This is a genomic window from Pedobacter sp. Leaf250 (assembly GCF_920984735.1).
Classification (GTDB): domain Bacteria; phylum Bacteroidota; class Bacteroidia; order Sphingobacteriales; family Sphingobacteriaceae; genus Pedobacter.
In genome coordinates, this window is the sequence record NZ_CAKLBU010000006.1 from 187,156 (window position 1) to 199,383 (window position 12,228).

A 12,228-nucleotide genomic window follows, 5' to 3' on the forward strand; every position below is an offset into this window, starting at 1 on the left:
TTATTTCTTCTTTAAAATATAAACAGCATCGGTACCGGGATTTAAGACCACTGTAATAATCTCGGCCTTATCAGCAATAGATGTAATATCATTTAATGCAGAAGATATCCCACTTTCACAATCATACCTTTCTGCAGAATAAACTGCCGATTCTAAAAGTAAATTGATTTCGGTTGTGAGCTTTTCTTTTTTAGGGTTATACACATAGATATAATACTCATTCCCGCATTTAACGCTATATAGCTCAAGGTCTAAATTAGATGATGAAACAGAAAAAGCATCAAAGTTACCTTTCCCAGCCATCATCATCCTGTCTTGTATGGTCCTCACCTTACGAATGTAAGTATCAGTCCCCCGGTTGTCGAAATATTCCCACCACCAGGACAGTGGCAAAACAGGTGTTGGAGAAAACAGGCCATACCAAAGTCCCCTTTTAAAATCACTGTCCATCTCATGGGCAAAAAGGTCAAAGTTTTTCGACCAGTCATATTCATAACCATACTCACCGATTACATATGGTTTATTGAATTCGTGGGTATAATTTACAATCGTCGTTGGCAGTGCCCTGTTGTTTTTATAGATATGCTTTTGATTGAAATCAATATCACTGATACTGTTTAAACCTTTTAGATCCCGATGGGATATACTGGTGGTGACCAGATGATCAAACGGATCAATTTTTTTCAGGTATTCAGCCATTTCCTTGTGCCATTGTACAATATCTTCAGCTGGTATGGGATTGTTCTTATCTCGGAACTGAACATTGTCAATTTCATTAAAAAATTCCCATGCACCAATTGCAGCGCTGTATCCCCAACGGGCAACAATAAAACGCAGGCGGTTATAGTACTGTTTTTTAGCTCTTGGATCCTTAAAAAACTCAGCAGTGGATACCGGATAGCGACCATTCTTTGCATCATAAGAACCTGGTCCCAAGGTGAGCATTATGTACAAACCCAGCGAATCTGAAAGGTTAACCAGCCTATCCATTTTTGCGATTGCACTGGGATTGAAATAAGCTGAAGAATTGGTGTAGCGTTTATTATTAATACCGCTCTTCCAGTCCAGCGGTAAATTCCAGGAACATATCCAGGTCCGAAAATAATTACCACCATGGCTGGAAAGTGCGGGCAACATATATTCATAATTGTACTTAGGATTCTCATGGAGTGCCTTGAAGAATTTAGAATCATCATCATCTCTTGATTCCCAGCAAATATTTTCACCGATACCACGGAAAGCATCACCATTATCAAATCGAAATGCCCAGTTGCTTCCCGCATGCAAAATTCCTTTGTTTTTGGAACCTGTAATATTGAAAGTTTTAGTAGCCGTGGAGAAAACAAGTTTTTCGTTCTTTTTCAGATGAAACCTGTAGGTATACTTTCCTTTTTCCTGCCCCATAAATCTTGCTTTCCAGGTCGATTTTTTGCTAGCTCCAGATTCATAGTAACATGGCAGGACCAAATGCTTTCCTGAAGGAGATTTCAATTCCATATCCATCGAGATGTCCTCCTGCAGGTAAGGATTATCAAAATCAGCAGAAACATCAATTTTCCACTCTGCTTTTTCATATTGCTTCGCATTTCTGTTCTCTAAAGAGAAAGCGATAATTTTGTTCTGTGCCTTCAAACTAATCACAGCGAGCATAAATCCTATAGTGCAAAAGCCTTTTATCATCTGTTCTTTAATCATTATAATTTATTTTGTTAGCGAATTACACGTTGGTAGCGCTTAAAGTTTGAGGGCATTCACATCGATAATTACGATTACTTTATTGTTTACTGCATTTAGGCTATATCTACTGGCGTTAGATGCCGCTACAGCTAATGCAACTCTTTTACCACTATAATTTGCTTTCAAAAGAGTTGAATTTATTGAAAGATAAAATGATGCGGCATTTTTACCATCCGGCACCGCCACAGAAGAAGGAAGTTTATACAGTCCCTCAGGCAGCAATACTGTATTGGTTAATATGTTATTGGCTATCAATGTAGTTACCGTATCCGGGCGGGTGGAGATATTTACCGAATAAGCTTCATCCTTTACTTTTCCACTGCGATATACCCCAAGAAGTATATTGACCTGATTGTTTTTGACATCGATAATATAATTTCTTGAAGCGGAATCAAGTCCTTTGGGAACAAAATAATTAAGATTGGATCCCGAAGTAAGACTTTGGGGGATAAGGATTTTGGGATCTCCGTATTCCAGATCCTTATCGTTTTTCTCGCAACTTAACAGCAGTACAGTTGTTAAAAAAATCAATAGAAGTGAAGATATATTTTTTAGTGCTTTCATAAAGACAATTTTAATAGCCTGGGTTTTGAACTATTGAACCATTGGAGCGAACCACTTCTGCCCTTGGAAAAGGCAGATAGTACATTGCCGGTGACCTGAATATTCTTGTCGCCACATTACTGACAGCGTAATTGAAGGTACCATTCGCATTTTTTGTAACCATCACCCCTTGAACAGGCTGATTGAGTATGCTCGCAGCATCATTCCACCTTAGCAAGTCCCAATAACGATGATCTTCGAAAGCAAGCTCGATGCGTCTTTCATGTTTCACGGCCAGACGAAAACTGTCCTTTCCACCTGCGGTCACCGCTGGCATTGCTACCCCTGTACGTGCACGAACCAGATTCAGCGCTTGCCTTGCTGAGAGGGTAGAATTGGCATCAGGGCCCAGGGCGTCCGGACCGTAAGCCTCATTCATGGCCTCAGCATAATTTAGCAGGATTTCGGCATAGCGATAAGCGATCCATTGATGCTGGGCAGTTGCATTATTGACCAAATCTAAATTTGGTGCAAGAAATTTTTTAATGTAATAGCCAGTACGGCTGGTATTGGATTTGAACATGTTGTCAAATGCTCCAGGAGACTGGTCGATAGTCCTTCCGTTCCAGGTACTGCCATTTAAAACTACTGTCTCTGCCAGGCGTGGATCCCGGTTGGCATAAATATTTGCCGGATCAGCAGTACCCTTCAGTTCATATTCGGCAACAAGGTTGTGCGAAGGGGTAACCCCACTTGCTCCACCTGTAGTGGTAATAGGATAATTGGCCCGTTCCAGGTCATTTGATGCGGTGCGTCTGATTGCCAGAATGGTTTCCGGACTATTCAATGAATTATTGCCCTGAAAGTAATTCCCGTAACCGCCAGTATGCAGTGCATAACCCAATCCCGCAGTGGTCATCACTTCACGTGCTGCACTTGCCGCCTTTGCCCATTTTGACGGATCATTGCCTGGATTATGAAGCAGGCTGGCTGCATACAATAATGTCCTGGCTTTAATAGCCAGAGCAGAACCTTTTGAGAACCGTCCATCCTGATCAGAAAAACCGTTGGTTTTCCAGTTTACCACCACGCTGTCCTTATACGTATCGATTTCCGAAACGATATAGCTAACCACATCATCATAGCTTGACCTGGCTACTGTTAGATCATCACCTGCCTGCTGGAGTGTTTTTGTGACGATCGGAACGCCACCATAACGTTTGATCAGTTCAGAATAGTAGAAAGCCCTGGCAATATGTGCCTCACCACGGTAAGCTGCAATAAACAGCTTGTCCCTGTTATAATTGGTGACATCAGTCACTGTATCTCTGTTTTGGGTAATCATTGCCCGCCAGTTCCTGGAATAGTCCAGGAAAAAGTTAGCAGCCCGGATGCCTTCGTAGCTTGCATAGTATTTATTGACCTCAGTTGATGGGTTTGCTTCACTAAGCGTAGCCTGGTTAAAAGGTATTACGCCCTGGGCAAATGTCACCGTCTGCTGGGCATCGTCGGTGGCGGCTTCAAAAAAACTGCCGTCAAGGGTATTGAATCCAACAAAATTGTTTATGGGCGCATAGAATGCATTCGCAAACCCAGTGAGTGAACTTCTGGTTGTCTGAATCGTTTCAGGAGTCGGCAGAGTATCCATTTGGGTATCAAGAAAATTCTTCTTACACGATGTGCCCACTAAAGCCAGCATGCATCCCATTACTAAATATTTTGGTTTGATATTTTTCATTTTCTAAATGATTAAAATGTAACAGAAAGACCTGCGTTGTAAGACTTGATTCCCGGATAGCCACTTAAAGTTTCCGGATCCAATCCTGTTTCGTCTTTTAGTTTGCTCCATGTCAGCGGGTTTACCGCATTGATGAATAACCGCAGGTTTTTCAGGCTGATTCTTTTGGTGAAGTTCTCATTGAAAGCATAGCCAAGCTCTACATTCCTCAGGCGTAGAAATGCCCTGTTTCTTACCCAGAAAGAACTTGCCCTGTAGTTGTTATTGTTCGCTGCTGTTGTCAAACGCGGATATGTAGCTGTCGCCCTGGTATCGATGCCCTGTTCGGGATAGTATGCCCAGGCGCCCTGTGCCAATGGAAAGACGTTCCCGTTTCCAACAAAAGCCTGTACCTGAATGGGCGCAGCACTCAATATATTGACTGAAGAACCTCCAACACCCTGGAACAATGTACTTAAATCAAACCCTTTATAACTCAGGTTTGCGCCAAAAGAATAGGTAATTTCTGGAAATAGTGACTTTCCGACAGATGAGATATCTTTTTCATCTATGATATTATCGCCATTAAGATCCTGATACTTCAGATCTCCAGGCTGTACCAATCCAAAAGCAGGTACAGGCTGACCACTCAAAAGTGTTCCACTGCCATTAAAATCAGTCAACTGGTAGAATCCGGTTGAGATCAGCCCATAATTCTGCGCAATGGATCTTCCGGTCTGCTGGTTATATTCATAAGGCTGTGGAATCTCGGCAAAATAGTCGATTTTGTTTTTGTTATAGGCGAGTTGTCCCCAGGCACCATAACCTATTTCCCCTTTTTTATCAGAAAAGTTTAGTGACACCTCGAAACCCTTATTAGTCACCTCGCCTAAATTGGCAAAACTATTGACCGTTCCATAAATTCCTGTGATGGTATTGTCACGGGAGATGATCCCGCTCCTTTTGTCAAGGAAAACATCTGCACTGATATTTATTTTGCTGATCAGCGTAAGCGCTGCACCAAGGTTATACTTTATACTTTGTTCGGCAAATATATCCGGGTTGGCCAATACATTCTGTATCAGACCTGTATTGCCGGTTAAACTGGCGTTTCCGGTATAAAATGTACCACTGTTGTTATAATATTGCTGATACAGGAAGCGGCCGCTGTTTTGCGTCTCTGAATCCATGTTGCTGGTTTTTCCAACTGAAGCACGAAGCTTTGCAAAACTCAACACTTTATTGTTCTTCAAGAAGCCTTCATTTGAAATGATCCAGCTTGCTGAAAGCGATGGATAAAAACCCCATCTGTTACCGGGAGCATAACCGTCTGCTCCAAAATAGGAGAAGCCGAATTCCGCAACATACCTGTTATCATACACATAGTTTCCCCTGCCACTGATGTTCTGGTAATGATAAATATACGCACCCACACCCCCGTCATTTTTAAAATCTGACTGGTGATAATTGACTGCAGACTGAATCTGATGTTTTCCAAACACCTTGTCATAACCCACACTCGCCATCAACTGCTTCCAATCTTCCTGCCCGCCCGGACTCATGCCAGTTGCACGCAAAGGAACCAGTACATTGGTTGGTCCGCCTGGTTGTCCATTGAAAAATCTGGGGTAATCAGCGGTTTTACTGTAATTACTTTGGGAATAACTGTTAAATGAATAAGATTGACTTAGATATAAACCCGGAACTAATTCATCCAGCCGTTCCTTAAGTGAAAAGTTTCCTTGCAGAATTCGCCTGTGGGAAGAAAACCATCCCAAAGAATTGATGGACGCAACAGGATTATCCGGATAAAGCGTAGTTCCGGAATAATTTCCGGTTGGATCAACAACAGGATAAATATTGGATGGATACCTGGCCAGGTTCTGCCATAAAGTTGCTCCACTGAAATTTGGTGCCTTGCGATCTTCCAGGCGGGCACCAATATCAACTTTTGCCTCAAAAATATCAAACATCTTGAAATCCAGGTTGGAACGAAGATTATAGCGTTTGACAATTGCATTTGAAGTCGCATCGGTCTGTTTTACATCATACAATGCCTGCTGTCTGGCGTAATCCAATACTATATTGTAACGGGCATTGTCATCTCCCCCATTGAAAGTCAGATCAGCATCCGTATAAGGGGCATGATCTTTCAAAACAGCATCAAACCAGTCCACATTCGTCCCGGTTCCATTTTGGTAAGATTGAAGCTGGGCAGCAGAATAGGCTGGAGACCAGACTCTGCCCCTATCATTGCTGATCGCCTGATTATATAGTGAGGCATATCCAAAAGCGTCCAACGGTTTATAAATATTCTGTGCCTGCTGAAGACCCGTTCGGGTTTGAAATTGAATAGTAGGCTTGCCGATTTTGCCCCGTTTGGTCGTCACATAAATCACACCATTTGCGCCCCGCATTCCAAAAGTTGCCAGTGCTGCCGCATCTTTCAAAATAGATACGCTCTCAATTTCTGCCGCAGACAGGTAAGAGAAATAATTGAGGTTGGTTTCGAATCCATCCACAAAAACTTTAAAGGTATTATAACCACTGGAAGACAAGGTCGCGATGGATCCAATCCCGCGTATCCCAAGTGAAGCATTATCATATCCTGGTTCACCAGAGCCCTGATTCACACTTAGTCCATTGAGCCTACCATAAAGTGTATTGGTCAAATTCATGGTCGGGGTGGCATATAGGGATTCGCCATAAACGGTTGATACCGCTGCTGTAGAATTTATTTTATTTACTTTCAGGAACCTGCCTGGCTCGATCATCCTGGATGAGTCTTGTTTTGAAATAAGCTGAACTTTAACAGTGTCCTGGGTCGATCCCCTGAAAGGAATAGCCAAAAGCGATACACTGAATAGTAATAGGCCATTGAAATATTTTTTAATCATTTCCTCATTAATTAAATTGTCGGTTTATATAGGATCAATATCCCGGATTCTGTACCAATATGCGTTTGTTGATCTCCGAGAGGGGGATCGGTTCGAGGTACATCCTAGGGTTCCAGAATGGGCTCAGCGTATTGGCATTGAAATAACTCACAATATCTGAAGTGATTGCCGGATTGGTTTTGCCTGGTAAAAACGTAAATCTAAACTCTTCATATTGGCCACCGATTACACCGGCTGCTATATTGGCACGTTTCCAGTGTTTTACATCAAAATACCTTCTGTTTTCCTTATAAAACTCTATGCTCCATTCTCTTTGGATCAATAGCCTAAGCCTGGTCTGATCGCTTTCGGTGATGGATGGCAGGCCTGCCCGGTTATGTACAACATTTAAATTCTCCAGTGCTTTTGCGGTATTGCCCAGCTCGTTATATGCTTCAGCCAGGTTCAGATAGAATTCCGACATCCGGAACAATGGCCATTCAAACCAGGAGCGTGTACCTGCCTTGTAGTAAAATTTGGTACTCTGCGCAACCCCTTTGCCAGATCCAGCGGTATTCACCCCAGAATTGATGTTGTCATACGACCAGACCGAGTTTCCAGGATTATTCCAGGCATCAATACCATGGGCATAATTGTCTGCCTTGAACCTCGCTTCCATCTGCTGCATGCGGGAGTTGTAATCAGTGTAAGGTCTTGGACTGTCACCCACTTTAGGCCAGTCCTGATCGGCGCCGTCCGCTCTGTAATAAATCCTTAGAAAATTGGTAATCATGCCTGCATTATCGGTGAGGTAACGCTCATTATTAATGTCCGTTCCACCACGGCCACTGGATCCGCGGACAGGGATATAAAATTTGAACATTTTAACGTTATTGGCAATGTTATCCACTTTATAAGCCAGCAGCACTTCCCTGTTATTCGGTGTCGATGTTGCCGTACCATAATCATCCAGTGCATTTGGGTTTGCGGTATTTGTCCCACCTCCTGTATTGATGATGTCGGTCGAATGTCCCTTGCCCCAGGCTATTACTGCTTCATTTGCTGTAACCGCATCGGTCCACCGTTGCAGACTTGCAGTGCCAAAACAGATCATATTATTGTTTGCCCCCATACTCAAGTATGGCGTGGCTGAATTGAAAAGTGGTCTCGCGGCATATTGTAGCGCCCTTGATTTGATCGCCAGCGCAACCCCTTTTGTCAATCGGCCTATTGATTTCTCGGGCCAACTGTCCGGCAATCCTGCATAGGCCGCATCAGATAATTTAACGATGTGGTCCAAAGTTGCCTGCAAACTTGCACGTGGAACAGCCAGATCGTCAGAAGAGACAAATGTTTTATCCACAATAGGCACCCCGCCATAACGGATAAACATACCAAGGTAACGGTAAGCGATCAGCCCGGTCATTTCGGCCTTGATATAACCCTTGGTTGTGGCATCCATATCCGGAACCTTGTCAATATTGTCGATGATCAGGAGATTTCGGCGAATGGCAACATAATTTGTAGCGAAGTTATCTGTACTGCGCTCAGAAGTTAATCCAGCAAGACTGTAAGCTGCATAAATATCTGCCCATGTTTCGCCAGGCATGCATTCACCCGAAATTCCAGAGAGTGTTCCATTACCGATATTCGTTCCACCGTTGTCAAACAGCCCCTGGCAAAGTGAGGTTCTGTAGGCATTGGCCAGGGCCTTTGTCGCTTCAACAGATGAAGCAAATACTGTTTCTATTGTGGTATTTCCCGTGGTCTCAGGTTTTTCCAAAAATTCCTTTTGGCAGGAGTAAAGACTTATTGCCCCAACCATGCCAACTATTATGTAAATTATCTTTTTCATATCCTATGGATCATTAATGGATTAAAAGCGAATATTCGCACCGAAAATAAAAGCCCTTGTCAATGGGAATAAATAAGAGGTTCCGCTATCAGTCTGTTCAGGATCAATTTCATCAAAGGCATTGTCCCAGGTCAGCAGGTTATTTCCGTTTGCATATATCCTAAGTGAGCTGATGTGTGCTTTTTTAAGAAACTCATAATTTTTGAAGCTATAACCGATTTCTACATTCTTCAATTTCTTGAATGCGTTGGAAATCAGCCAAAAGTCACTGTTCTGATAGTTGTTGGCCTCACTTGCCGATCCGCTCATCGTCGCCCTCGGGAAGGTGATTTTCTCGCCATTGGCAACCTTTTCCGGTGTCCACCTTCCATCAAACTGCCATTGGAAAGCATTTCCGGCATTTTTAACAAAGGGGTGGTTCATTCCATTATTGATGTTAAAGGATCCTTTGCTTTTCCCTATAAATAGTACATTCAAATCAAATCCTTTGTAAGTCACGCCGGTTTTCAGGCTGAAATCATATAATGCACGGTTGGTATAACCAATCGGAACACGGTCACTGGCATCAATCTGACCATCACCGTTGATGTCCCGGTAGCGGATATCGCCAAGGGCCGCCTGATTTCCATTGTAGGTTAGGTTGGGCCTGTTGTTAAGTTCTTCCTGGGTATTGTAAAATCCGTCAGAGACAAAACCTCTGTACTGGCCAAAACTATAGCCAGCAGTATTCATCCATGGATATGGATTCTGTGCCTCTGCATTGAATACAATCTTATTTTTCGCATAGCTCAGGTACCCGTTAATATTATAACTAAAATCGCCCCTTGACTCGGTCCATCCCAGACTAACCTCATATCCTTTGTTATTCATGATACCTAGATTGGCCCGGGGCACATTTGCCGCAGATACGCCATAGGTTGCAGGTATGGTGCCAGGTTGGGTGAAAATATTGGTTCGATCATTCTTGAACCCTTCTACAATAAGAGAAAGCCTGTTTTTGAAAAATTTCGCCTCTATGGCCAGGTTTCTTTTGGTTTCTTCTTCCCAGGTTACATCAGGATTGCCTAATTTACTCTCATTTGTTCCAGGAGTTAAGGTATTGGCCACCGAACCATCGCCGTTACCAAAATAATAACCGGGTTGATTGATGACGAAAGTACTTGGCAGATACACGTACCGGTCGCCACCGATTTTATCATATCCACTCAGACCATAAGATGCTCTGATCTTAAAGAAAGTGAAGTAATCATTTTTTGGAAAAAAGGATTCATTGGACATCACCCAGCCTGCAGAATATGCTGGAAAAAGGCCAAACCGCCTGCCTTCTGCAAACTGCTCGGTGCCATTATAACCCACACTTACCTCTGCCAGATATTTTTCTTTATAGTTATAGGCAACATTTGCTACCAATCCCATATTGCCTGACGGGGTATTGAAATTATCGAAAGGAAGATAATATTTTTGTGCATTGCCAAGAACCAGGGCCGTTACATTATGGCTGCCAAAAGTCCGGGCATAGTCGATACCTGCATCGACATAAAAGGTCCTGTTCACACTGTTGTGATTTGGATTAGGATTAAAAGTACCTGAAGAAGTCCTTTCTCCCCCAAAGAAATCCAAAACATTAGGATCAACAGGATTTCTACGAACAGAATATTCAGGCAGCGTCACCCTGTAGGTGGTGGCTTTACTATAGTTGTTTTCGTAATTTACATTTGCACGGAGGGATAAACCTTTGGTCAGATAGTCCATCGTGTACTTTGCGCCTATACGCCCGCTTAACCTGGAATCATAAGTGGTTTCCGATCCGCTTGCCAGAAGATTGCGTATAGAATTCTGGTTGCCCAGTAAGCTACCGATCTTACGTCCCAAAGGATTGGAAGGTGTTCCGGGATTGCCCGCGATGCTGTTGATCAGTTTATTCTCAATAATACCAGGGGCCATCATCGCATTGGTATCATATAGATACTGCATAATGATTTTATAGCGGTCACCCAAAGATGTACCTCCATCTATCCCGGGCCCAACGGTGGTACCAAATTGTCCGGAAAGATTTACAGAAATCGCGAGATTCTTAACAGCATTGATATCAAAATTGGACAGGAAGTTATACCTGTTATAAGTAGAGTTGGTATTGGCCCCGAAATAGTCTGTGTTCTGCAGGATACTTCCCTGGGAAAAGTAGCCCAGGGAGGTATAATATTTTACTTTTTCCGTTCCACCGGCAATATTAAGGTTAAATTGCTGCTGGGGTCCGCGGCCTCCAAACTGATCCTTAAATAAGTCCCTGCTGGAATAGTACAGTGCCGGACTGGCATTCAGGGCCGCTCTCTGTGCATCATTCAATCCCGGATAAGCCGCAACCTCTGAAGGCAAATAATCCCTATTATTGGCAAACTTCCATAAATCGTTTGCATCAAAAATAAGATCATTAAAGGCAGATACGCCATAAGTGCTCTGTTCGGTCCTGATGGCCTCATTTCTCATGACCGCAAAATCATAAGAACTGACATTTTTAGGCAGGTTTGCAGCAGTTGTAAAACCAAAATTGGTTGATGCGCTTAACACCGGTTTTCCGACCTTTCCCCGTTTGGTCGTTACGATAATTACGCCATTTGCTCCACGGACACCATATACGGCCGTTGATGAGGCATCCTTTAAAATATTCAAACTCTCGATCTCGTTTGCATCCATAGAGTTCAGCCTGGAGTATGTCTGTTCCGGAGGCTCTGGTACTCCATCAATTACAATCAGCGGATCTGTACTGCCGGCATAGGTGGACACGCCCCGGATATAGATCGCTGATCCATTTCTGCCCGGTTCACCGCTTTGCTGTAGACCACTTACGCCCGGAGCATTACCGATGAGCATATTGGAAACATTGGCTACAGAAGTCGATACCAGGTCTTTACCTGAAATGGTCGAAACTGAACCCGTGACTGTTATTTTCTTCTGCTGGGCGCCGAAGCCTTTGACAACAACCTCGTCAAGATCGCCGGTAGTTACCCTGATACTGACATTTAAAACCGAGGATGTAGCGGCAACTTCTCTGGTGGCATAGCCTATTGCCCTAAAAATAAGCATTGATGAGGCTGAAGGAACATTGATCGTATACCCTCCATCGCCGTTGGTGGAAGTGCCCTGCTGCGTGCCCTTGACCATGATCGACACACCCGGAACAGGAAGTCCCTTCTCATCGCTTACCACACCCTTGATAGTTTTTTGCTGGGCGAATCCAGAATGGATCAGCAACAGCAGAAAAATTAAGCACAGGCTTGTAGTTTGTAAAAAACTTTTCATACAGTTAAATTTGGTTAGTTTGATTTTGCCGTAACAAATTGTTAGAACAATATTATGAATTCAATTGACAGATGTATTAATACTTTTTTAACAAAATATAATTAAAATTCTCTATCCCTACTCCTTAAGACTTCCTCAGAACAAGCAAACCACCTAAAAAATTAAGTCGTATCGGGATCTGATTCGAAAAAAATCAACCC

General features: G+C 43.1%; 6 protein-coding genes. All 6 read right to left on the reverse strand.

The window, feature by feature from the left end; translation table 11 throughout:
- From LUA91_RS07245 to LUA91_RS07270, 6 genes are read right to left on the reverse strand one after another with little or no spacing between them, the layout of a single operon-like run.
- On the reverse strand, positions 1-1,695 hold the full coding sequence (locus LUA91_RS07245) for a DUF5060 domain-containing protein (RefSeq protein WP_231425361.1): 1,695 nt from the start codon (positions 1,693-1,695) through the stop codon (positions 1-3).
- A gap of 39 nt (positions 1,696-1,734) precedes the next feature.
- Positions 1,735-2,301: a BT_3987 domain-containing protein gene (locus LUA91_RS07250; RefSeq protein WP_231425362.1), complete on the reverse strand. Its 567-nt coding sequence runs from the start codon at positions 2,299-2,301 to the stop codon at positions 1,735-1,737.
- Between the two features lie 10 nt (positions 2,302-2,311).
- Positions 2,312-4,018: a RagB/SusD family nutrient uptake outer membrane protein gene (locus tag LUA91_RS07255; RefSeq protein WP_231425363.1), complete on the reverse strand. Its 1,707-nt coding sequence runs from the start codon at positions 4,016-4,018 to the stop codon at positions 2,312-2,314.
- Between the two features lie 11 nt (positions 4,019-4,029).
- Positions 4,030-6,894, reverse strand: a complete 2,865-nt coding sequence (locus LUA91_RS07260) for a SusC/RagA family TonB-linked outer membrane protein (RefSeq protein ID WP_231425364.1) — start codon at positions 6,892-6,894, stop codon at positions 4,030-4,032.
- A 34-nt stretch (positions 6,895-6,928) separates the two neighbouring features.
- Entirely contained in the window at positions 6,929-8,728 is a 1,800-nt protein-coding gene (locus LUA91_RS07265) for a RagB/SusD family nutrient uptake outer membrane protein (RefSeq protein ID WP_231425365.1), read from the reverse strand.
- Between the two features lie 21 nt (positions 8,729-8,749).
- A complete protein-coding gene (locus LUA91_RS07270) occupies positions 8,750-12,028 on the reverse strand; it encodes a TonB-dependent receptor (RefSeq protein ID WP_231425366.1) in 3,279 nt (1,092 codons plus the stop codon).
- Positions 12,029-12,228: the final 200 nt, after the last annotated feature.